We start from the raw sequence: 23,385 nt of genomic DNA on the forward strand, positions 1-23,385 counted from the left end.
CTAACCGGAGAATAAGCAATGACTACTCAATCTGACATTAAAAAACTGGCCGAGCAAATGGCTGGTAGCATGAAAAGCTTTGATGACATCAAAGACTTCCAAAAGCAGCTCATGCAATCCTTTATCGATACTGCCTTAGAGGCTGAGATGGAAGACCATCTCGGCTATCCCAAGCATGAAAAGGCGGATAAACCTAATAAGCGTAACGGTCACACTAAAAAGACCGTCCGCAGTGACACAGGCGATCTTGAGATCTCCACCCCAAGAGACCGTCATGGTGACTTTGAACCTACACTCGTGCGCAAGCATCAAACCCGTATTAGTGGCCTTGATGACAAGATCATATTCCTTTACGCCAAGGGTCAAACCACCACCGAGATCGTAGAGAGCATTAAAGAGCTCTACGATGTCGACATCTCAAGCTCTCTTGTCTCAAGAGTCACCGATAACATATTAGAGGACATCACCGCTTGGCAGAACCGGCCGCTGAGCAGTGTTTATCCTATCGTCTATTTGGACTGCATCGTCGTGAAGATACGTCAAGACAAGCAGATCATCAACAAGGCGATCTATCTGGCCTTAGGCGTGGGACTCGACGGCAGAAAAGAGCTGCTTGGTATGTGGCTCTCAGAGAATGAAGGCGCTAAGTTCTGGCTAGGCGTTCTCACTGAACTACAAAACCGCGGGGTACAAGATATCCTCATTGCCTGTGTCGATGGTTTAAAGGGCTTCCCTGATGCTATCAACACCGTTTATCCAAACGCTCAGGTTCAGCTGTGTATCGTGCATATGCTGCGCTATTCAATGAAGTTTGTGCCATGGACGGATAAGAAGAAAGTAGCGGCTGATTTAAAAGCCATCTACGGAGCTGATACGCTTGAGATAGCCGAGGCCAATCTTGAACACTTTGATGAGACTTGGGGCACAGAGTACCCGCACGTGGTCAAGTCTTGGCGCAATAACTGGGAGGGCTTAACGGTGTTCTTTAATTACCCTAAAGACATCAGAAAAGCCATTTATACCACCAATGCTATTGAGTCTTTAAACAGCGTGATTCGGACAGCGGTGAATAAGCGTAAGGTGTTCCCCTCTGATCAGGCAGCATTCAAAGTGGTGTACTTAGCCACCCAGCAGGCATCCAAAAAGTGGTCGATGCCAATCCGTAACTGGACGTCTGCTCTGAATCGTTTTATGATTATGTTTGATGATCGTATCAGCAGGCATTTAATCTAAATGGCAGTTACACAGAATCTGGGATGGTCTCAAAGCTATACTAGATAATTCAGACGACGACCTGTCTCTCACTAGTAAACAACAAATTTTGGAAGCTCTTTTAATTATACGTACGGCTCATGATATGCCTTCTACTTTTGACAATACTATCGATTTTGATTTCTTTGTGAAGTCATTCAGCTCACCTAGAGTCGATGAGCTTCGCGGTTATGACTTTGATCTTGCATTCAAATTAGATGATGAAGAGAAAGTTGAAGTAGCAAGAAAATTTAAGATAATGGATGATGTTATTTCTCAGTTTTATAGCTACTTTGAACTGTCAGGCTGGAGTAAAATAATAACAGACTTACTCATCAACTTAGATGCAGAAAGTGATGTTATCGAAGAATTAAGTCGATCAGATAGACTCACAGAAACTCAATTAGAAAGCGATAGAGAAAAGCAAGGTTTGATGGCTGAATATCGTAATTTAAACTCAGATCAAAGCTTCAATCAGAGACTGTTTGACAATATTAAAGATAGAATAGACAGAGAAGCATTCCCTAGTTTGAGCTTCTATTATAATATACTCGAAAAAAATGCTTCTCCTGATTTAGCCAACCAATTTGAAGCGCTAGTGAAACAATATATAGAAGAGAGAGTTAAGAAAGGACCAGAAGAGTGGTTTGTAGGGGATTATTATCTTAGAACTCCAGTAACTCCTGATATTTTTTATAACTTTCTTTTGCAAACCATTGATGATCAAAAAAAGGGACTGGCTCTAAATACTGATACCAGTACTCTATTCGAAATTTTTATGCGATTTTGCAAACATGGAAATGATAGTGAGGATTTTTTTGAAGCTATACAAAATATTAGTAAAGAAAATTTCAGTTCTGTTGTTTGGCAACCACTTGATGATGGAATAGATAGAATTAGATATATTCAAGAATTACTAAAACACCCTGCTTTTAAAGTTAAGATTTCTAATAAAGTTGAGACTGCCAAATTTAACAACGAAGATAGACTTGATACAGCGATTTGGCATTATCAAGAGCTGGTAAATGCTCAAAAGCCGCCTCCTTTTATCCATCAATCAGTTATTATGCAAAGCAAGTTAAATGAAGTTAAGCGATGGACTCTAGAATTGCTTCAAAAGAGACTCGTAGAGAAACCGAATACTAAAGCAGCTATCGAACATCTTTTAGAACTTACGGATAACTTAGAGAATATATAATCGTAATACTGAATAGCTGTCATGAGACGCGGTTTAGCCCCGATTGTAGCGGTTATCCTACTCAATTAAACGAGTTGCGAGGACTAGATTTTGGATTGGCTACGCGGAGCAAGAGACAGTACAAACCGTAGCCCTCGCCTCGTATCAGTGAGTAGATATGAGCGGAAAGCGGGATTGGCTCCAATACTTAGTTGTTAGATCTCGTACCTCGCCGCTAACCTACTTGACACCCAACACCAAGACGTAAGATGAAATTTAAACCAACCAATTTTCAACATTTATTCGCAAAAAAAGGTAAGTCTTTTGACTTACCTTTTTTGATAACATTTACTTTTGAGAGTATCTACTGAGTTATTTACGTTTAATGGTTCTAGTAGTTACTCCAGTCGTTGCCCCACTAGTTGCGTTAGTAGGTGCTTTAGCCGCCGCTTGATAAACTGGCGTAACCTCAGGTAACAGTGCCTGAATTTTAGCGATACGCTGCCCAGAGTTTGGATGGGTAGACATTAAAGTAGCTATGGTGTTGCTACGACCATTGGCAGCCTCCATTTTTTGCCATACTGCAACGGCAGCTTCTGGATTGTAGCCTGCCTGCGCCATCAAGCGTAGACCACCCGCATCGGCTTGTGACTCCTGACTACGAGAAAATGGCTTATCAAGTCCGTAGTCACTAATCAAACCCAACGCATCATCACTTAACCCTGTTCTTGACTGTAGTTCGGCACCACCTAACTGCAGCGCTAAGCCTGTCAGAATTTTTTGCCCAGCATCTTTTTTACTGTGCTCAGATAGCGCATGGGTCATTTCGTGTCCCATGATTGCCGCGATCTCTGCATCTGTTAACTGTAGCTTTTCTACAATACCGGTATAAAAAGCCATCTTACCACCCGGCATTGCCCAAGCATTTAATTCAGGTGAACGTAGAACAGTGATCTGCCAATCAAAAGGGACGCCTGTTGTATTAGCGCGAACGGCGTAGGGCTTCATACGATTAAAGACGTTTTTCACTCGAATGGCGGTAGCAGAAGTATTATCTACCGCGCCTTGACTACTGGCTTTAGAGACCACTTGAGAGTAACTTTTAGCCGCATCAGTATTTAATGTAGCCGTATCGTACCCTGCCATATCGGCGACCGTAGTACACCCTGCTAAAGTAGTGATAGTAGTCAGCAATAGAGCATTTTTTATTTTATGAAAACTGGTCATTAGACGTCCTGATTGAGAGATGCAATTGAGTTAAATAACTGAGCTAAAGGCAATGAATTGATAGACTTAACATTCCACTATCGAAATTCATGTCTTGCAACACATTAATTGAGAGCGACATATAATTGATAACGTAACTAAAATTCAATCAATATGTAATTATCATGTAAGTAATGTGTCTAAATTATCGAGAAAGAGATTATCACTATATAAAACAAAAGTCTATTAATTTTATAATCTATTATTTGTTTGATATCACAAGCCCCAGCCAACCTCCATTTAACGCCTATAACTTTATTCTTTTAATTAGAGTTATCGCTCAGAGAGCATCCTGCAATAGATCCCACCTACATGAACGCTCGTATCACATTGATCACTCGCGCATCTACCGTACGTTCTATTTTCTCTTTGCCAAAAAATTTTATGATTTATCGTAGCATCAAACATAATGTCCAATAATGTCTGCGCAGCAGCTCCCAGACCCTTTATAATAGCGTATCAATACCAACCAACCTGCGTATCTCACCCATGACCTCTATCAGCTACGTAAAGCAGCAGCGCATTACTAGACTATGCGTGCGCTGCGGCTTACTCCTTATGCAGTATGGCGCTGAGTCTGCCGTGGTGGTGGACTTGTCTAAACGCTTGGGGCTTGCTTTGGGGATGAACAGCGTCGAATGTTCGCTGAACTTTAACGCCATCACCCTGACGACCATCTGTGACGAGCGCTGTATCACCACCACCAGAGACACGATCAATCAGAGCATCAATGTCAATTTATTGGTGCAAATCCAGCAAATTATCAATAAAACCGAAGCCACCGTAGACAGTACCGCTTTGATTGACCGCACGACCCTTGCCTTTGATGAGTTAGATAAGACCGTATACCCAACGTGGCTGGTGGGCATATTTGTTGGTGCGTCTTGTGCGGCGTTTGCGTATCTGAATGGTGGCAGCTGGTCGATTACCGCGGTGACATTTATCGCAGGTATGGTGGCGATGCTGACTCGTATTTATTTATCTAAGCATCATTTCAATCCCTTTATCACCGTTATTGTGACGGCTTTTATCGCCTCTTTAATTGGGGCGACGACCTACTATTTTGATATTGGTAATAATGCAGATATTGCAGTTGCCTCTAGCGTACTGCTACTGGTGCCCAGCTTTCCTTTAATTAACTCGTTCTCAGATATCTTAAAAGGCTATGTCAATATTGGCGTTGGGCGTGCGGTGTTTACTTATATGCTCACCTTATCCGCGTGCGTTGGTATCGTGATGGCGTTGGTTTTACTTCGCATACAGCACTGGGGGTTTTGAGATGTGGTTCATTGAAACTGTTGTGCTTTCATGTATTATTACCCTTGGTTGGACGCTGATGTTTAGCGTACCCAAACGCTATATTTTGCCTTGTTTGCTGATGACTGCTTTTGGCTTCGGATTAAAGACTGCTCTGGTTTATCAACATGTACATATCGTGGTTGCTAGCTTTTTTGGGGCAATGCTTGCCAGCTTTTTAGGCGTGTATTTTTCTAAGAAATATACCTTACCACCCAAAGCACTTATCTCGCCTAGTGTCATTTGTATGATGCCCGGTATCGCCGCGTATAAGGCGATGGTCAGTATGGTGCAGATTGGTTATTTTGGCTTTTCAGACGAGTTATTTAGCCAAATGATGGTGTATTTGTTCGAAGCTTTATTTGTCACCTCAGGATTGGTGCTAGGCTTATCCATTCCCGGACTGTTATTTTATAGACGACGTGCCATTGTTTAAGTAAGTTTAGATGAGTGCAGTTAGGTTTAAATGGAATTATTAGATGTCAGGCTATTTCTGCCTAAATGCTTTTATATTCTGATGCTAGCTGGTACATCCTCATAAGCAAAACCTTGTAAGATTAATAATGATACCCATTACAATAGAGTTCAAAACAACAGAATTAAAAAATAATAGACGGCAAAATTGTACCAATACCCATCAATACGTCCTGAATAAAGAGACTTAACCATGACAAAACATTATGACTATATCGCCATTGGCGGCGGTAGCGGTGGCATTGCTTCCATCAACCGTGCGGCGAGCTATGGCAAAAAATGCGCCATTATCGAAGCCAACCAACTGGGCGGTACTTGTGTGAACTTGGGATGCGTTCCCAAAAAGGTAATGTGGTATGGCGCGCAAATTGCCGAGGCGATTCATAAATATGCGCCAGACTATGGCTTTGATGTGGATGTTAAAGGTTTTGACTTTCAAAAACTGGTGCAGAGCCGTCAACAATATATCGAAAACATTCATCGCTCTTATGATAATAATTTGGCCAAAAATGGCGTTGAAGTGATCAAAGGCTTTGCCAAATTTGTCGATATCAATACTGTAGAAGTGAATGGCGAACTGATTACCGCTGACCATATTTTGATTGCCACCGGCGGTCACCCGATTCATCCTGACATCAAAGGCGCAGAATACGGTATCGACTCTGATGGCTTTTTTGCAATGGATCATTTGCCAAAACGCGTGGCAATTGTGGGAGCTGGATATATCGCTGTTGAAATCGCAGGCGTGTTAAACAGTTTGGGCGCTGAGGTGCATTTGTATGTACGCCAGCACTCGCCGCTGCGCTCATTTGACCACAGTGTAGTAGAGGCATTGCTCATAGAGATGGAGCAAGACGGTATTCAATTGCATACCAATACCACGCTCACGGAAGTCAATAAAAATGAAGATGGCAGTCTGACTTTGTGTACCGAAAATGGCAGCTTAGACACGACAGATTGTTTGATTTGGGCGATTGGTCGTGCGCCATCGACAGACAATATCAACCTGCAAGTGACGGGTGTGGAAACGAACGAAATTGGCAAAATCAAAGTCGATAAGTTCCAAAATACCAATGTTAAGAACATCTATGCGGTCGGCGATATTATCGAAAACAGTGTGGATTTAACACCCGTGGCGATTGCAGCAGGTCGTCGTCTTTCAGAGCGCTTGTTTAACAACAAGCCTAATGAGCATTTGGACTATACGTTGATACCGACGGTTATCTTTACCCATCCTGCTATTGGTACGATTGGCTTGTCTGAAATCGACGCGGTTGAGCGCTATGGCAAAGAAAATATCAAATGTTATAAATCGACCTTTACCTCGATGTATAGCGCGGTGACCCAGCATCGTCAGAAGTGTATGATGAAGATGGTATGCTTAGGCGATGAGGAAAAAGTTATTGGTCTACACGGTCTTGGCTTTGGTGTCGATGAGATGATTCAGGGCTTTGCCGTCGCGATCAAAATGGGCGCGACTAAAGCGGACTTTGACAATACGGTTGCCATTCATCCAACTGGCTCAGAAGAATTTGTGACAATGCGTTAGTTTGATAGAAAGACTGGGCTAAATTAGTAGAAAGGCTACCCTTAATGAGGTAGCCTTTCTTTATAGATAATGACTTGCACTACTTGCTACAAGTCCCTTTTATGCCGAGTTTGAGGTCAGCGATTGCTTCCCTGCCTTCACTTTCAGGTACCAGTTTAACACCCGCACCACCAACAATTAAACCTGGCTTAATATATTGCTTTACAAAGTAGTTATTACCCGCTGTAGTATCAATCATTAAATCGTTAGGCGAAAATTCAGATTCGGTAGAAACTTTGTGCGGCATATTGCCCAGTACTTCATGATAGAAAAAAGTGCCTCGTGCAGTTTCACCAATACATTCATCATCTACCCACACATCTTTCTTTAGAGCCCCACCAACCACACTATTGCTACGATAAATATATAGACCAGCACTGTTGGCACTAGGTGCTTTCACTTGCTTGAGTACGCTAGATACTTCGATATTTTCAGTGGGTACAGAAGCACAACCGGCAAATAGTATTGATGTAATCGTTAGAAAAGCGATTTTTTTTAGCATTTTATTTCTCTAAGAATAAAGTAAATGTGACTTGAAATTTCTGATAATTTTGTTATGAGTAACTTTAAAAAACATAGCTCTGCTTTAATTGCCTAATACCCATTCATCGTTCACTTGATAAACCTTGAAATTGGTCTTGTTAGTGCGGCTCTCCCCCGCGATTGTCTGAGTGATATCAGCGGTACACATATAAGTATTGTCGCCCTCGACAGTGTCACAGTTGATATTCTCGACGCGTTCAAGCTTTGGCATCATACACTCCATCATGCCGCTCATCGCCTTTGCCATCTCATCATTGCCTGCGTTCGCCATCGCATCGTCCATCATACTATTGGCTTGCTCGTATTGTGCCTCGATTAACGCTTCAACTGTGCTTTCAGAAGGTGCATTAGAGCATGCGACAAATAGCGGTGTTAGTAATGCTATGACTGCCAGTTTTTTCAGATTAGTCATCTCAATCTCAATGTATCTATAATGTTACTTCACTATACAGAGTTACTTCTAAATACCCAACTTAATTTTAGAATACAAGTTTAGATTTATGATGAATAGCTTTAATAATTCAATGAGATGAAGGAATTAACGTGCGGTGTATACTGACAGTGCATTCACGATACTGCTATGATGTGGTATTCAAAACCGTTGTGAGATAACTGTGTGGCAGGTGTACTTTTTTATATTACTGATTGGTCTGGGAATTATGACCTTGGCAGCAAGTTTGTTGTTTTTGTTTGCTTATCTGATGTCTGATGACAATGCCACGCGCTTGCCCGCTTTTAACTGGTTCAAGCGCTTAATTATCGTGGCATTTATCCTGCTAAGTGTTGGGCTGTTTATGACCTTTGGTCATTTTTGGGGTTAATAAAATCAGCTTTTAAACATTCAATATTCTTTAATGAACTATTTTTTCCAACTCCAATAATTCTAAATCTTCACGCTTTGGCTCGCCATTATTACCATCATTTGGAAATGGCATTTTATTACCATTTAGCTCATAACCTCGGCGCTGATAGTAAGCCAACAGCTCAGGACGATGACTCAAAATAGACATGGTCAAACGTACAGTTTTTTTATCAGCGGCTTGCCCATCTGACTGTAGATGACGAGTAGCAAAGGTTTCAGCTGCTTGCAATATCACGTTGCCAATGCCATACCCCTGCAACTCTGGATCTACCGCAAACATACCGATGTAGGCTTTGTTGTTTGAATCAGTATCGGTTTTGATATCGACAGCGATACAACCGAGTATCTCACCCGTTTCCTTTCCATCACGGTCGCCCGTTGTCGTTTTTGGATAGACAAAGTAATAGTGATTAGGGTCATTAATCACGGCAGCGAGCTCGGCTGACGTGGTTCGAATACCACCAATCAAATCAGCCTCATTGGTCCAACCTGCGGTCTCGCGATAACAGCGATTTAATAATTGCTCAAGTGCACTAATATCATCGGCGTGCGCTCGTCGCAAAAATACAGACTCTCTCTCCAAGTTATTTTCATCTAGATGTTTTTTATTCATATTATAATTTTTCCTTTCCTTGTTTGTGTTCCTAGATTAAAAAAACTGACCCAAATCGATAGGTCAGCCTTAATAGTAATATGTATCCATCTTGAGTACTAGGGCGATAACGCCAGTGCTTGGTCGATAATATTAAATCCTGCCTTAAGCTGTGCACGCGTTGGCGCATGACCACGGCGGAGCAGTTCAGAAAAGGCAACCAATTCTTTATCACGCCCTAAAGTGCTAGCCGCACTAGCACGTGCGTCTTCCCCATCATCATCAAAGTAGTATTCGATATAATCTAACGTATCTGGTGAACCAAACAAGATATTATTATCGGGTGTCGCAGCATGACCACTATAGCGTAGGCTCTTGCCATATTGCATCGTCCAAAAGAAAGGGATACGCGCGGCGAGCGAGTTGACACTATCATCATTTAATATCGCAGCCGCAGTCACTAAGCCATGTTGCAAGGCCACGCGCCAATGTTCAATGCGCATGCGCCCCATTTGTCCAGAAGCTTTCGCAATATCGCCCAATGCATAAACACCCTCACGCAGCTGCAAATGCTCATCCACTTGCACGCCATCTGTCGCGTTTACTCCCTCGAACAATTCTGTACGTGGTGCTACGCCAGTCCCTAAAATCACGATGTCTGCATCGACTTGCTCACCATTCGCCAGCGTGACACCGCCCACTTGTGAAAAGGTTTGGTTTTCTTCTTCATTCTCAGACGGATTAACAACCCTTTTGACCTCAGTGATTTCATTGACCGTGGCATCAAAGACAAACTGAATGCCATTTTCTTCATGCAGCTTGATCAGCGCATTACTGACGGTTTCGGAGACGATATTTCCCATTACCCGATGATCTTGTCCGATGACGGTAATAGAAGCCGTCGTGCCTGCCTGCGTCAATGCGGAAGCGACCTCCATACCGATAAAGCCAGTACCGATAATAACCACACGCTGGTCATGACTGGCCGCTTTTATCAATTTGGCATCATCCATACTACGCAGCGTATAAACGCCATCAAGCTCTGCCCCTTTAAAAGGAGGAATCTTTGGCTCAGCGCCTGTTGCAACCACTAAAAAATCAGCAGTTTGTCTGTCACTACGACCAGTTTTATCTTTAATGACAATCGTACGTTCATTGGCCAATACTTCGCTGACGGTTTGATTCAAGCGCAAACTAATATCGTGTTTGCTCGCCCAATCTGCACCGCCTAGTAAAAGCTTCTCTTCAGGCATATTGCCCACTAAAAATGCTTTGGACAATAATGGACGGTTATAAGGAGCTTTATCATCAGCACTAATCAAGGTGATTTTGCCGCCATAGCCAGTGTTACGCAGCTGATGCGCCGTCATAAAACCTGCTGCGCCGCCGCCCACGATGAGGGTATGCGTCTCGATAAGCTTATCATTTGCAATCTTTTTGTCTATCTTCGCTGAAGTATTCACCGTTAAGCTGTCGCCATTATCGGTCACTTCATATTGAGTCAAACCTGCTGTCGCGACTGGCTCTAATAGCGTCCCATCGAAGCTATCAAAAGTCGCATGATGCCAAGGACAGACTACGCGATTGCCACAACGTAATCCTGCGCCTAAATCTGCACCTGCGTGCGGGCATTTACCATCGAACGCCTGAAACTCATCGTCGTCGCGGGTGATTAAAATGATACTATCATCATCTTGCTTGTAAGATTTCATACCGCCACTGGCAATATCGGCCTTATTAATAGTCACTGTGTGAATCGTTGCATTGGTCATAAGTCTTCCTTAACAGTTATAATGGTTCCCTGAATCAAACGTGCTGAAAATAACCCTATCGCATCAGCCAGTTTCAACGAAAAACACCATTCTCGATACGTTTATTTAAATGCTTTTTTAAAACGCTATTCATTGATAGTAGCAAGACACTTTCGCACACGCTGTTTTTTTGTATGTTTCCTGCGTTGCAAAACGTAATCGTTAACTGTTAATGCCTATGCTTACCTATTCTTTTTAAATCTTATCCTCAACATAAAAGACGACTTTATGACTTCTCGTGATGACATGACCGATATTAATGCTAGCCCTCAATCCGCTCTTGAAAGTACTCAACCTGATAACGAGTTACCTGCTAATGGGTCGTTTAATAATGAGCAGTTTGATACGGCAAGTATCGATATTACCGCAGCGACGGATACTGCGCAGTTACCGCAGCCTCTTCAACCACCTGTGCAGCAAGCAACCTATAAAGCCAACGCAACAGACTTTATCGTTAGTGAGCTATTGCCGCTCGAATTCACCGATGAAGGTGAGCATTTATGGCTGCATATCAAAAAATTAGGGATGAATACCGCTTATCTTGCCAAACTGCTGTCAGAGTGGGCAGAGATTCCTCTGCGTGATGTTGGTTATTCAGGTCTTAAGGATCGCCATGCATTGACAACCCAGTGGTTTAGCTTGCGAATCCCAAAAAAACAACTGCCAGCTGCTGAGTTTGCACCAGTCGATATCGGAGCCAATGAATCGGTCACGATCATCGACCAGCAATGGCATAACAAAAAGCTCAATCGCGGCACGCATCGCGCCAATCAATTCATCATCACCTTGCGTGATATCCAATTTGCTGATTTTGACACAGCATTGCCAGCACCTGAGCAATTATTATCGGCGAAACAAGATGTCGAACAGCACTTATCAAGCATCGCTATAAATGGCGTGCCAAATTATTTTGGCCCTCAGCGTTTTGGACGTAATGGCAATAATATTAGAGAAGCATTATCGCTGTTTGCGCGCCCACTACAGCAAAGTCGACCACAACCCAAAAAGAGCAAACGCAAGCACGCGCCACGTGAGCAGAATACGATGGAGCTGTCTGCCGCACGTAGCTTAATTTTCAATGAGATATTGGCAGTACGAGTGCGTGATGGCAGCTGGAATACTGGGCTGGCAGGCGAAGTGTTTAACTTAGAGGGTTCAGGATCAATATTTACTAGCGAAGCCATAGACGACACGTTGCGTTCACGCCTTGAGACGGGTGACATCCATCCCACTGCTGCATTATGGGGCAAGGATAATGATAAAGTCAGCGGCATGGCGGCAAGTACTGAGAAAAATGTGATTCAGCAAAATCCGCTACTGGCGCGCTTAGCCAATGGCTTAGAGCAGCGCGATGTAAAAGCACAGCGACGCGCGCTGCGCCTACCTATTGAAGCGCTGTCTTGGGAATGGCAGGATAAAGATAATAAACAAACCTTGGTGCTCAGCTTTACATTAACGACAGGTAGCTTTGCCACCAGTGTCTTGGCAAGCTTAGTAAAACAATTAATATACTAAAACGTATTTGACCCTTCGACTATGGCAGCCAGCTATGTGCCATAGAGCGCCTCAATATTATTATTTTTTGCTACCAACATCTCGTTGGCACTCACCACTTGATCACGGCCACGGCCTTTGGCTTCATACAAAGCCTTATCTGCCATACAAATTAAGCGCTGGCAAATATCATGAGGTAGCTGCACTGCGGGAATTTTACGATTCACGCGTTTGCTACTATACGAGGGGATTCTCTGCGGTTTAGCAAGCGACTGCGATGCATCCTTTTTATTCAGAGTTTCGCAGGCTTGTTTTATACAATTACGCTCACCATGAGTCAGTGTATATAGCCCCAAGCTGGCAGTCACACTAAAGGCTGTATCGTCATCGAGAATGATGACGTGTTTAGCGATAACACGCCGTAATTGTTCAGCAATTATTATAGCTGTGTCGTGCTTCGTATCTGGCAATACAATCAAAAACTCCTCACCGCCATAGCGACTCACGATTGTTTCATCAGTTAAAGACTGCAAGAGCGTCTGCGCGACCTCTACCAATACTCGATCCCCAATCTCATGGCCGTAACTGTCATTGACCTCTTTAAACCAATCCAAATCCAATAAAATAACGCTGATATCTTGATGGTCTTCTACTGACTTCAGCACCTGCTTCATTTGCATCATCCCGTAACGGCGACTTTTGAGTTGAGTTAGCTCATCTTGATTGGCATGCTGCAGAATTTCCTTTTTACTGTCATCTAATATTAGTAACAAAGTACGAAACATATAGATAATAAAAATAGCTTTTGGTAGCGCCATATAAATATGTGTAGAACGCCAAAAAAAAGCGGAAGATCGGCGCAATTGATCAACACTGTCCCAATTTAGTGTGCCATTTTGAAAAATAGAGGCAGAGATGGCGTTTTCGATTGTCGTAATTTCACTATAATTGATATAACTATAATAGGTATCAAGAGGAATGACCGTGAGCGTCATTTGGCGCAGATTGGGTAAAGTAACGCCAAGATAAGGAATAAATGTGACTGCTAGAATGACGGCTGCGTGCCCTAAAAATGCTCTCCATACATAGCGCCGACGTATAAGCATCATCCCCAATATCGCACCGCCGACTAAAGAGACGCCCGCGACCAAGCTACTATGTCCTAGAACTAAAATAACCATTGCAATATAGGCACTATAGACCGTAATTAGTATGCCTTGCCATTTATACAGATTGCTATTGGCTTTTTTGACAGGTGAAAAACGACTGGTCATCCATAATAAAAACAAAGCTACCAGTGTCACGCCGAACCATAGTGGATACAGCAGGGCTATATCGACATAGGTGTCATAAATATCGCGGCGCCACCAAACAAATAAACACCATAGCCAGTGTAAAGACACCTCCATCACCATAAATAAAGCCAGTAATGACGTTTTATCAGCAGCTTGCCACTCAAAAATTGCTTGAGATAGCTTGGTGTAGCCTAGATGAGATATCGATACAGCCATAGTAGGGCTACCGCAAATAGTGAAAGTTATTAAGTCGACATTAAAACCATTAAATAAAAATCAAAAGCCTGAATCAATAATAATAAATGATATGACTTTTTACCTTATACCATTCCCAAAAACTTAAGTAGATAAGAATGCGAGTGTCGGTACTACATTTTGTAAACTAAATGGGAATTGACCCCGACAATTTCATTTGTAAAAATAAATACCACTTATCTAGTGTGGCAATTTCTGTCGCAGTTATCAATCTATTTAGTGCCTTCATGCGTCAATATATGACGCATGATTTTTGGATAACCTGTCAATTGATATTTCAGCTGAGTTAACATTCAAAACTGTACTCAGCAATGAATTCTTGGCTAACAAAACATCGAAAAAGACTGCCAAACTCCCTGCTGCTCAGGGTTCATTGTCGGTACATCACCCAAACGACGCCACGGCATATTGCTACCATGAAAGTCACTGCCGATCGAGGCGACAAGATTGTGGGCAGCGATACTGCGATCGACCATTCTGCGAGTACTAACCGGTTCGCTATTCGACGGCAGCTCACAAGCATCGCCACCAAGACCAGCAAACTCTTCAATCAGTTTACGGACTCGTGTTGCTGAAAGCTGATAACGTGTGGGATGCGCCAAAACCGCCTTGCCACCACAAGCCTGAATCAGCTCAATGCCGTCAGCCATGCTCAGTGCATCAATCGCCACATAAGCAGGCTTATTGTCTGCCAAATACTTATCAAAGGCTTTTTGTACCGTCTTGACTTCACCGCGCTCAAACAATACTTGACCAATATGCGCGCGCCCGACCGCTTGTGGATTGCCGCCAGCTTTATCAAGTACGGCTTGCCACAGCTCATCATAGTTAATATCTAATAGCGCGCTGAGCTTTTCAGTGATTCGTTGACCACGCGTGGCACGGCTATCCTGTAATTGTTGCAGCGTTGCATGCATTTTTTCGCGATCGGTAAAATCTAGCCCCAGCACATGGATGATTTTATTGGTTGATTTATTTTTGCCATACCCACCAATAAGTGTGTGCTCACAGCTTATCTCGACCCCATTAATCAGCTGCATATCGCAGGCAATGGCAGCCGCACGCGCCTCATCAATTCCTGCCAGCGTATCGTGATCGGTCAATGCCAATACATTGACGCCGGCCGCATGGGCGCGCTGCACTACTTCCGTTGGTGCATAAGTACCATCAGAGCAAGTGCTGTGACAATGTAAATCGAATTTCATAAGAGAAGCCTTAGCATTAAAAATTAAAAGTGTAGAAAACAAAAAAATGAGCACATTGGCAATAAGCCGTTATATTTGGCAGTTGTCATGATTATGAGTCATAATCATCAGATATTGCTACGCAGGCCCGTGATATAGCATGATTATCGTGTTGATTGCTTTTTTTTGGCGCAGTAGACGTGTAAACTACCCCATACGTTTTTGTCGGACATCCCCTTTGCTATGAAAGCTTTATTAGACTTTATTCCCTTAATTGCCTTTTTTATTGCTGCTCGCTACAGTGGTATCCTAGCGGGGGCAGGTGCGTTGCTCATCGCCACCATCATCGTTTATGCCATTCATTTTATTCGCCAAAAAGGCACGTTTGATAAACAGCAATGGGTTGTCTTACTATTAACCATTTTATTTTGTGGTGGTACTTTATTATTGCGTGATGATATCTATCTGCGTTGGAAGTCACCCATTATCAACGGTATCTTTGCACTAACACTTCTGGTGAGTGCTGCGATTAATAAACCACTGATGCAACTGGCGATGAAAGATGTTTTTTTGCTGACGATGAGTGGTTGGAAAAAACTCACTCTCGCTTGGGCACTATTCTTCGCCTTTATGGGCATACTGCATTATATCACAGCGTTTACGATGTCAGATGAGGCATGGATTAACTTTAAAACTTATGGCTGGATTCCGATTATGTTGGTATTCGTCATCGCCCAGTTTGCCGTATTAAAAAAGCACCTCAACCCTGCGCTCACGGATAAAACCGTCAAATAATACTCAATTCATCATTTTATAATAGAGCCAATGCTATTTCTAAATGCCAATAGCGACAATCATTAATCGCAATTAGCTCGGGCGCATTAAGCAAAACACTTTAAATTAATCATAATTTTCATTAATCGAGGAAGTCTCATGTCCTTATTTGCCATTATTGGTCATGACGTGGCCAATAGCAGCGCACAACGTCAGATTACCCGCGCTGAACATGTCGAACGCTTGCAAGCTTTAGATCATGACAATCGACTGATTATCGCTGGTCCAACACCCATCGAGCATGGCAAAGGCGAGATGTCAGGCAGCTTAATTATTGCTGACTTTGACTCTGCAGAAGCAGCGCAAGCATGGGCAAACGATGAGCCTTACTTACGTGATGGCGTGTACAGTCACGTAGATATCAAACCCTTTATTCATACATTGCCAAAAGCGGATGACAGCGCATCAGTTAAAGTAGCAAAATCGTGATTCAGTGCCTATCTTTGTTAAAAAGTCGCTCTTATCAGCGTAGCATTGTTAGTATGATTTTTATGGCTACTGTTTCAGCACAGGCTGCGCCGACGGTGACAGCTATCGATGTGGCTGATCCAACACTCACGACACCCGTGCCAGCTCAACCAATATCGACCGCTCAACCAACGAAAAACTCAGTGATGAATATCAGCGATACATTGGCGGCGCAATTACAACCATCTGATAAGGCGTTATCCGATGCCAATCAGCAGCTATTAAGCCGTAATGCACAGTTGCAGCGCGAGTTGAATGACTTGCAAACTCAAGTAAATGTTTTGGTCTACGAGAGCAAAGGTCAGCTTTTTTTATACGGTGCATTTACTGTGTTAATTAGCTTACTGGTCGGTATTTTTATTTCTTGGTTGGTGTTTGTCCGCCGTGAACGCTGGTAATCCGCCGTGAACGCTGGTAACTAGTACCACGCGCTTTTTATTGATTTATCTTATGTGACTGTCTATGTCTAAATCCACGTTCGAATCAAAAGATACTGATACATCGTCGACATCCTCTAAAAACACTCAGTCACTAAGCATTCACTCATCAAATATCACCCCTGCCAAGATTGATTGGCAGATGGATGATACGGGTAATAAAGTGCCTGTATCGGGTGAGTTTGGTGATGTTTACTTCTCAAATGCTGATGGTTTAGCGGAATCGCGTCATGTGTTTTTGGCGCACAATCAATTGCCTGAACGACTGACCAATCTTGCACCAAAGCAATGCTTTACGATTGCTGAATTGGGCTTTGGTACTGGACTGAATTTTCTCGCTACGTGGCAGCTATGGCGACAGCTGCGGGATATACACCCTCAATTAGCAACTGCAAAACTGCATTTTATTACCACTGAAAAGTTCCCGATACCCCTTACCGACCTTACCCAAATACTTGCCTTATGGGGACAGCGCGCGCCTGAATTGACAACACTAATAGAGCTATTATTGGCGGCCTATCCGCCTCTTATCGCGGGCTGTCATCGTTTGAGTTTCTTTGATGATAATTTGACTTTTGATATATGGTTGGGTGACGCAGCTGAGAGCTTAGCCAAACTATCAAGTAACTCTTCTAGCTCGCATGCACCTTATGTTGACGCTTGGTTTTTAGATGGTTTTGCGCCCTCTTGCAATAGTACCTTGTGGGCGGATAGTATTTTTGCACAAATGCAGCGTTTATCACGACCCAATACAACTGCCGCCACCTATAGCTGTGCCGGTATCGTCAAACGTGCGCTGCAAGATTGTGGCTTTCAGATTAAAAAAGTGAAAGGCTTTGGTCGTAAGAACGAAATGCTAACGGCGATCATGCTGGATACCATAAATTTAACTGACAATAATAATGGCAACAATAGTAAAGACATAAATAGTAAAGACATAAATAGTAAAGACATAAATAGTAAAGACATAAATAGTAAAGACATAAATAGTAAAGACATAACCTCTTACAATAATGCTAGCACCGCCGCGCCCGACAACGATAGCCAATCTACCAAACCCACTGACAACCTGCCCGCCCATAGCATTGTCATTGGCGCTGGCGTTTCAGGGCTATTAACGGCTTGGTCATTGGCCAATCGTGGTATTCAAGTGACTTTGCTAGATAAATCAGCACCTTTGGCAGGCGCATCAGGCAACCCTCGTGCTCTGCTCGCTCCTAAGATGACGCCCATTCATCATGTCGATGAACATTTGCATACCATAGGCTATCTCTATAGCAGCAGGCTATATCGATGCTTAAATGTAGATGCTGAAAAATTAGGATTAGTGCCAATACTTGAACCAACGGGTGCTCTTGATCTGCTTATGAAAGCCAATATTGGCACAGAGCAAATCGCTGATTACCCCGATGAGATGGCCACCACACTATCCCATGAGCAGGCGCAAACTGTCAGCGGGTTAAAAACACAAGATTTATCAGAGAATTTGTATTTACCGCAGTCTGGCTTGGTCAATCCGCAAGCATTAAAAGATACTATCCTAATGCATCCGCTCATCCACTTTCAGCAAGTAGACGTTAAGAGTATTAGCGAAACAGAAGAAAATGCTTGTATCGAAGGCAATAATCAGGATAAGCAGACGATATCCATTAGCGCTGATAACGTGGTCATTTGCGCAGCTTTTGAGAGCCATCAACTGGACAAGCGTATTTTTGATTGTCGTAAAATTCGTGGTCAGCTTTCTTGGTTTACGCCCACAACCGAACAGCTCACCATATTGCCCAAAATACCGCTTAAATATAGTGGCTACTGTGCATTATTTACCGCGCAAACAGGCGATGCACAATTGAACGATGTTATAGAACAGCACTCTCAGTTTTTATTAGGCGCAAGCTTTATACGTAATGATACAGACATAGATATCCGCACAGAAGAGCATCAGATTAGCCGAGACAAACTAGTGACTGCCATTCCTGAGATGGACTCGATTATTCCAACAGATATTAGTTTGTGGCAAGGACGAGCGGGGATTCGCACGCAAACGCCTGATTATCACCCCATCGTTGGAGCGTTAGCAGACAGCAAAAGAATTTGGGTAATGAGTGCGATGGGTGCTAAAGGGTATGCCATTGCACCAATATGTGCTGAAGCGTTAACAGATATGATGTTAGGAGCATTTGCCCCCTTATCAACAGCGATGCTTGCGCGCCTGTCGCCAAATCGTACGCGTTTACAAACACCGCTTACTTGAGATTTTTAGTCAAAGGTTTAATCAGTGCCTTCCATTCTAGATTTAACCGCACCAAAAAGTGATTTTCCAGTGTCAGAGTCGCGGGACTCTTGATGACCAATTTTAGTACTACTTTGAGTATCAGTCGTAATCATTGGTGCAGTTAAAGTGCGAATCTGTGCTTCGTCACGGGTGTTTTTTTGGATGGTCACTGCAGCAAATAAACTCATGGTAAATGCCATCATATAAAAGCCTTTTTCACTTAAGCTTAAACTTCCCGCATTCATCAAACCAATAGCGATTAGCGCAATGGATAATCCAAGAGCCGCCCAGCTGATTAGATAATACATATTGGTTGTTGGAATACCTTCACTACGATCACGAAGGGTTTTTTGCAAACTAATTGCTGAATAAAGACCTAGCGCCAGCACCGCTATATAATAGCCTTTTTCATTTAATAACATACTCTGTGCATTCCATAAGCCAAGTAAATACGCTAGGACACCCACCAACATCACCGCCCAAGAAGTCCCGACATAAGCAGTAGTTGGTTTATAAGCGGCTAGCTGACTCTTCGTAATCGTGTCATTATTCATCATCTTCCTTAATTAGAAATAGGCAAGCACTTAGTCGTAAAATATATAGTGGTAAGATACATAATAGCGAGATAAACAGTAGCGAGATACAACTTTTATCGACCGCTATTTTGCCTTAACATAACACAAGCATGTTATATTGTAATCTAAAAACTTTTTTTTAATAAATAGCATTTTTTATGACAGAGTCCCGACATGTCTTTTTTTACCTTACTCATTTTGCTTAGCCTAATTGTTATTGTGCCCATATTTTTTGTGATGAAAGAAAAGTCTAAGCACACACAGATTGCTTCTATACAGCGGCATCAAGAATACTTGGCTTCTGCGAATCTTGTCGCTACCCAGTCTAAAGCAGATATGACTGTAAACAACGAGGTAAATCATGAGCGAGCTAACGGGCTCAGCATGATTAATTTTTCAGCTCGACATCCTTTTATCAAGCTACTTTATGACCAGCAAGTACCTAAGGCGTTTCGATCTGTGATGGATGATATTGGACAACAATATGAGTCTACCCATCATGAAGAAATCACTGAATCACAGCTATTTACCCTCAATAAACTCATCACCACACGTGTTCCAGAATTGATTGGCGACTACTTGAGCCTCGATCAACATTACGCCAAAACAGTCATTATTGATATCGACAAACAAAATACCAGCTATGACATGGTATTAGATCAATTAAACTCGATTTTAGACTTTTCTCAAAAGCTCAATATCCAAAGCCAAAGTGGCGTTGTAGACAAGCTACTTGCCAGCCGTCGATACTTAGATGACGTGTATAAAGAAAGCGGTATGGCAGCCGACAACCTAAAACTGAAATAAGTAATGCCTGTAGATAGTAAGCGAGAAATTGATAGTAATAGCAAATGATGGTCATATTTGACTGTGAGGGATAAATAATTCTACGTCGTTCACTATAATTGAATAAAAAAAAACCAATGGATAGCCGTATTATCATGAAAATCGATGCTCTTACAATTGCAAAATCAAAACCCTATTTTCAGGCGATTTCTGCTATTTTTTTAAGTCTCTCACTATTGAGTGCTTGCCAAAAAACACCAGAGCCTGAGACAGATAACGAAACAACCTCTGAAGCGGCGGTACAAACCACACCCGTGACTACCAATATTAATGTTGATAAGACCGCTGATAATGGTGATGATATCGCAAATTCTGAAGTAAGCTCAGAACAAGATGTAAGCTTAAATGAGCTAGAGAATGACCTTGGTGCAACAGACTCGGCAGCAAACAATACTGCCCCAGCACCAAATCCAGAACAAGCCATTAAAGGCGCGCAAATTACTGATGTCCGTTATAAAAATGCGGCTGGTGAATCACTCTCGGTCGTTTTTGAAACCTCAGCAGCAGGCGTACTCAACGCTATCGTTAGCCTACCGAACAAACCAAAAATGACACTAAGTGCACCAGAAGGTCAAGGCAATAACCCGACTTATCGATCAAGCGATGGCAGTATCCAACTGGTCAGTCATGCTGGTGGCGGCAGTATTGATTTTATTAAAAATAATAAAGTCACTAGCTTTGATGCAGTCAGTGCCGAAGCAGAAGTCATCACTGAGTAATTGATTAAAAAATACAGCTTAGAACCTTTAAAAAGTTACATAAAAGAAATCTCTTAAGCATTAAAAAAGGCGGCAAATATTTATTATATTTGCCGCCTTTTTAATGCTATTAACTTTTCTCTAACCAAATCCAGTTACCTTGCCAAACAGACTGACCAGCCAACTGATTACTGCCCACAGTCCCCAACCAATCACTACAATAACGATCAATCCCAACAGATCAGGAATGTGCAAATACAGCCATGCAATGATAGGATTGTGCCAAAAAGCGCCAAAACGGCTACGTTGCTTATCTTCTAGCGATTGATGCAAAAACGGCCGATCCATGTGCATGGTTTCAGTAATACCATATTCATCGTGCAGATGCTCATGCACGATGCCCAAAGTCTTACGACTGGGGCGAATAAAAATATCGAGCAGCGTTCCAATACCCGGTACGATACCAACGACCATATCAATGAGTGCCAGTCTGACCGCAGGCGTCATTTTATGCGCTGGCACGCCTAACTGACGCCCTAATACAAAAGCATAGCTGGTTAAAGCCAGTCCCGCTAAATCTCCTGCCAGCGGAATCGTTGAAAGCGCCGCATCTGCACCCATGCCTTGCTTGGTAAAAGGCACACGTACCAGCGAATCCATCGTATTAGCAAACTTAGCCAATTTACGCTCGGTGGCGATCACTTGTTCGCGTGTTAATCCGTGCTCAGCTAGCTTTGCTTGATAATCGATGACAGGTGCATTGGCATCAGAAGATTTTTTCGCTTTTGACTTTGAGAGCTTCTTAAAGTTATCCATTAAAAGTCGTCCATAGGCAAGCGATTGCAATGAGAGCAAAGACGTAACGCCCTACCCATATATTGGCTAAAAACGCCTGAAAACAGGCTCTTGCATTACGAGTAGCACAAGCTCTATTTTGCTTAGCAAACATCATCGCCACTAACGCCAAGCAAAATACTGGCGTCAGGCCTAAGCTTGTCGGTGCAAAGTAATGCCAAATGACCGCGCCCATAATAAGCAAAAACAATGTTTGTAACAGCGAGATAGTAATCACATCATAGCGACCAAATAATATCGCCGTTGATTTGACCCCAATTTTTAAATCATCTTCACGGTCAGCCATAGCATATTGGGTATCATAAGCCACGGTCCAACACATATAAGCAATAAACAACAACCAACACCAGATATCAGGCGCGCCTTGTATCGCCACATACGCCATCGGTATCGCCCAACCAAAAGCCGCTGCTAAAAACACCTGCGGCAAATGGGTAAAACGCTTCATAAATGGATAAATGAATGCCAATAACACTGCGCCAAGCGACCAGTAAAATACGGCTATCGGCAAAAAGAACAGCAAACTGGCGCTGAGTAATACCAATACTAAAAAAGCAGCGATTGCTTCTTTAGCAGACAGACGCCCATCAGCTAATGGACGTCCTTTGGTGCGGGTCACATGACCATCGACCTTACGATCGGCAAAATCATTGATCGCGCAACCTGCCGCCCGCATAAAAATTGCGCCAAGCGCAAAAATCACCAACATCTTAAGACTTGGTAGACCCGCACTTGAACCTTGCTGTTGCGCTTGACCCATCGCCGCCATCATTACGCCCCATAGCGTTGGCCATAATAATAGCTCAATACCTACTGGTTTATCAAAGCGCGTCAGCTGCAGGTAAGCTTGTAGTTTGTCGTTAAATGTCATGGCTTTTTATTATCATTAATAGAAGGTTTTTTTGTGCGTGTTTGCCTACTTTTTCGGCAGCTCTTATATGAAGTGCTATTACATTGAATTATTAATACATTGGCGAGCTACTGAATTTGCTGCCACAATTTGTTGGCCTCGATGAGCGACAGCTCAGGATATTGTTTACGTAAAGCTTTAATGGCAGGGATTTTGTCTTTTTGTGCGGCTTGTTGACGCAAAAATGCCACATAATCTTCAGGACGACTGAACTCTTTTAAACGGGCTTCTAGCCTTAATATTCGGGTGCGCAAAATAATGTTTATTAATAATAATCCTGCACCCATGATCCAAATAATTAACGTCGACATTCCCTGCTCCTAGATCCAATCACTCTAAATTTTACAAATATGGAGTTGCTAACTGCGCACTCTAAGCTCAATAACTGAGTCAAATAACTTA

The 23,385-nt window shown here is 42.7% G+C and carries 25 protein-coding genes; 14 read left to right on the forward strand and 11 right to left on the reverse strand.

From position 1 onward, the window contains the following. Positions 1-18: 18 nt before the first annotated feature. From JMV76_RS11385 to JMV76_RS15260, 3 genes are all read left to right on the forward strand, one after another. Positions 19-1,233: an IS256 family transposase gene (locus JMV76_RS11385; RefSeq protein WP_201501528.1), complete on the forward strand. Its 1,215-nt coding sequence runs from the start codon at positions 19-21 to the stop codon at positions 1,231-1,233. Between the two features lie 124 nt (positions 1,234-1,357). Then, a complete protein-coding gene (locus JMV76_RS11390; RefSeq protein ID WP_201502769.1) occupies positions 1,358-2,449 on the forward strand; it encodes a hypothetical protein in 1,092 nt (363 codons plus the stop codon). Between the two features lie 21 nt (positions 2,450-2,470). Beyond that, positions 2,471-2,518 (forward strand): archaellin/type IV pilin N-terminal domain-containing protein, encoded by a 48-nt coding sequence (locus JMV76_RS15260; protein ID WP_372814928.1) that lies wholly within the window; start codon positions 2,471-2,473, stop codon positions 2,516-2,518. Positions 2,519-2,800: 282 nt separating this feature from the next. Here the strand turns inward: JMV76_RS15260 and JMV76_RS11395 are convergent, their stop codons facing one another. After that, a complete protein-coding gene (locus tag JMV76_RS11395; RefSeq protein ID WP_045454217.1) occupies positions 2,801-3,655 on the reverse strand; it encodes a M48 family metallopeptidase in 855 nt (284 codons plus the stop codon). Between the two features lie 528 nt (positions 3,656-4,183). Here JMV76_RS11395 and JMV76_RS11400 point away from each other — a divergent pair. From JMV76_RS11400 to gorA, 3 genes are all read left to right on the forward strand, one after another. Further along, positions 4,184-4,972 (forward strand): threonine/serine exporter family protein, encoded by a 789-nt coding sequence (locus tag JMV76_RS11400; protein ID WP_201502770.1) that lies wholly within the window; start codon positions 4,184-4,186, stop codon positions 4,970-4,972. 1 nt (position 4,973) lies between these two features. Then, positions 4,974-5,426 (forward strand): threonine/serine exporter family protein, encoded by a 453-nt coding sequence (locus tag JMV76_RS11405; RefSeq protein WP_055124673.1) that lies wholly within the window; start codon positions 4,974-4,976, stop codon positions 5,424-5,426. A gap of 231 nt (positions 5,427-5,657) precedes the next feature. Beyond that, entirely contained in the window at positions 5,658-7,013 is a 1,356-nt protein-coding gene (gorA, locus tag JMV76_RS11410) for a glutathione-disulfide reductase (RefSeq protein ID WP_201502771.1), read from the forward strand. 79 nt (positions 7,014-7,092) lie between these two features. Here the strand turns inward: gorA and JMV76_RS11415 are convergent, their stop codons facing one another. Both JMV76_RS11415 and JMV76_RS11420 read right to left on the reverse strand, forming a co-directional pair. Then, positions 7,093-7,554, reverse strand: coding sequence for a DUF2846 domain-containing protein (locus JMV76_RS11415; protein WP_201502772.1), 462 nt, complete (start codon positions 7,552-7,554; stop codon positions 7,093-7,095). Positions 7,555-7,638: 84 nt separating this feature from the next. Next, a complete protein-coding gene (locus tag JMV76_RS11420; RefSeq protein WP_201502773.1) occupies positions 7,639-8,007 on the reverse strand; it encodes a hypothetical protein in 369 nt (122 codons plus the stop codon). 247 nt (positions 8,008-8,254) lie between these two features. On the opposite strand from JMV76_RS11420, the gene JMV76_RS11425 reads away from it, so the two are divergent. Then, entirely contained in the window at positions 8,255-8,416 is a 162-nt protein-coding gene (locus tag JMV76_RS11425) for a hypothetical protein (protein WP_227676031.1), read from the forward strand. A gap of 30 nt (positions 8,417-8,446) precedes the next feature. Here the strand turns inward: JMV76_RS11425 and JMV76_RS11430 are convergent, their stop codons facing one another. After that, positions 8,447-9,070, reverse strand: coding sequence for a GNAT family N-acetyltransferase (locus JMV76_RS11430; RefSeq protein WP_201502774.1), 624 nt, complete (start codon positions 9,068-9,070; stop codon positions 8,447-8,449). A gap of 98 nt (positions 9,071-9,168) precedes the next feature. Beyond that, a complete protein-coding gene (locus JMV76_RS11435) occupies positions 9,169-10,821 on the reverse strand; it encodes an FAD-dependent oxidoreductase (RefSeq protein ID WP_201502775.1) in 1,653 nt (550 codons plus the stop codon). Positions 10,822-11,088: 267 nt separating this feature from the next. Between JMV76_RS11435 and truD the strand changes: the two genes are divergently transcribed. After that, positions 11,089-12,375: a tRNA pseudouridine(13) synthase TruD gene (truD, locus tag JMV76_RS11440; RefSeq protein WP_227690324.1), complete on the forward strand. Its 1,287-nt coding sequence runs from the start codon at positions 11,089-11,091 to the stop codon at positions 12,373-12,375. A 32-nt stretch (positions 12,376-12,407) separates the two neighbouring features. Here truD and JMV76_RS11445 read toward each other — a convergent pair whose 3' ends face one another. Then, positions 12,408-13,865: a GGDEF domain-containing protein gene (locus JMV76_RS11445; RefSeq protein ID WP_201502776.1), complete on the reverse strand. Its 1,458-nt coding sequence runs from the start codon at positions 13,863-13,865 to the stop codon at positions 12,408-12,410. A gap of 362 nt (positions 13,866-14,227) precedes the next feature. Further along, complete coding sequence (locus tag JMV76_RS11450; RefSeq protein ID WP_201502777.1) at positions 14,228-15,109, reverse strand: PHP domain-containing protein; 882 nt, start codon at positions 15,107-15,109, stop codon at positions 14,228-14,230. Between the two features lie 222 nt (positions 15,110-15,331). Here JMV76_RS11450 and ispZ point away from each other — a divergent pair, with 222 nt between their 5' ends. The 4 genes from ispZ (at position 15,332) to mnmD (ending at position 19,078) form a co-directional block, all read left to right on the forward strand. Beyond that, a complete protein-coding gene (gene ispZ, locus JMV76_RS11455) occupies positions 15,332-15,883 on the forward strand; it encodes a septation protein IspZ (protein WP_045444273.1) in 552 nt (183 codons plus the stop codon). Between the two features lie 138 nt (positions 15,884-16,021). Next, positions 16,022-16,351 carry a YciI family protein gene (locus JMV76_RS11460; protein WP_045444270.1) on the forward strand — a complete coding sequence of 110 codons (330 nt, stop codon included), beginning with the start codon at positions 16,022-16,024 and terminating at the stop codon, positions 16,349-16,351. 62 nt (positions 16,352-16,413) lie between these two features. Beyond that, positions 16,414-16,788: a hypothetical protein gene (locus JMV76_RS11465; protein ID WP_227676030.1), complete on the forward strand. Its 375-nt coding sequence runs from the start codon at positions 16,414-16,416 to the stop codon at positions 16,786-16,788. Positions 16,789-16,969: 181 nt separating this feature from the next. Beyond that, positions 16,970-19,078, forward strand: coding sequence for a tRNA (5-methylaminomethyl-2-thiouridine)(34)-methyltransferase MnmD (mnmD, locus tag JMV76_RS11470; protein ID WP_227690346.1), 2,109 nt, complete (start codon positions 16,970-16,972; stop codon positions 19,076-19,078). Between the two features lie 17 nt (positions 19,079-19,095). Here mnmD and yiaA read toward each other — a convergent pair whose 3' ends face one another. Further along, the gene (yiaA, locus tag JMV76_RS11475; protein WP_227678899.1) at positions 19,096-19,656 is read right to left on the reverse strand and encodes an inner membrane protein YiaA; all 561 of its coding nucleotides are present in this window, start codon (positions 19,654-19,656) and stop codon (positions 19,096-19,098) included. A 192-nt stretch (positions 19,657-19,848) separates the two neighbouring features. Between yiaA and JMV76_RS11480 the strand changes: the two genes are divergently transcribed. After that, the gene (locus JMV76_RS11480) at positions 19,849-20,481 is read left to right on the forward strand and encodes a hypothetical protein (RefSeq protein ID WP_201502779.1); all 633 of its coding nucleotides are present in this window, start codon (positions 19,849-19,851) and stop codon (positions 20,479-20,481) included. Positions 20,482-20,615: 134 nt separating this feature from the next. Continuing rightward, positions 20,616-21,239 carry a hypothetical protein gene (locus JMV76_RS11485; protein WP_227690326.1) on the forward strand — a complete coding sequence of 208 codons (624 nt, stop codon included), beginning with the start codon at positions 20,616-20,618 and terminating at the stop codon, positions 21,237-21,239. 120 nt (positions 21,240-21,359) lie between these two features. Here the strand turns inward: JMV76_RS11485 and JMV76_RS11490 are convergent, their stop codons facing one another. The 3 genes from JMV76_RS11490 to JMV76_RS11500 all read right to left on the reverse strand — a co-directional run bounded on the left by JMV76_RS11490 (position 21,360) and on the right by JMV76_RS11500 (position 23,294). Further along, positions 21,360-22,034 carry a DUF4112 domain-containing protein gene (locus JMV76_RS11490; protein ID WP_227676601.1) on the reverse strand — a complete coding sequence of 225 codons (675 nt, stop codon included), beginning with the start codon at positions 22,032-22,034 and terminating at the stop codon, positions 21,360-21,362. After that, the gene (gene ubiA, locus JMV76_RS11495; protein WP_201502780.1) at positions 22,027-22,944 is read right to left on the reverse strand and encodes a 4-hydroxybenzoate octaprenyltransferase; all 918 of its coding nucleotides are present in this window, start codon (positions 22,942-22,944) and stop codon (positions 22,027-22,029) included. Before ubiA ends, JMV76_RS11490 begins: the two co-directional genes overlap by 8 nt. Before the next feature lie 107 nt (positions 22,945-23,051). Beyond that, the gene (locus JMV76_RS11500) at positions 23,052-23,294 is read right to left on the reverse strand and encodes a hypothetical protein (protein ID WP_045444258.1); all 243 of its coding nucleotides are present in this window, start codon (positions 23,292-23,294) and stop codon (positions 23,052-23,054) included. Positions 23,295-23,385 lie beyond the last annotated feature (91 nt).

Source organism: Psychrobacter cibarius, assembly GCF_904845955.1.
Lineage (GTDB): Bacteria > Pseudomonadota > Gammaproteobacteria > Pseudomonadales > Moraxellaceae > Psychrobacter > Psychrobacter cibarius_B.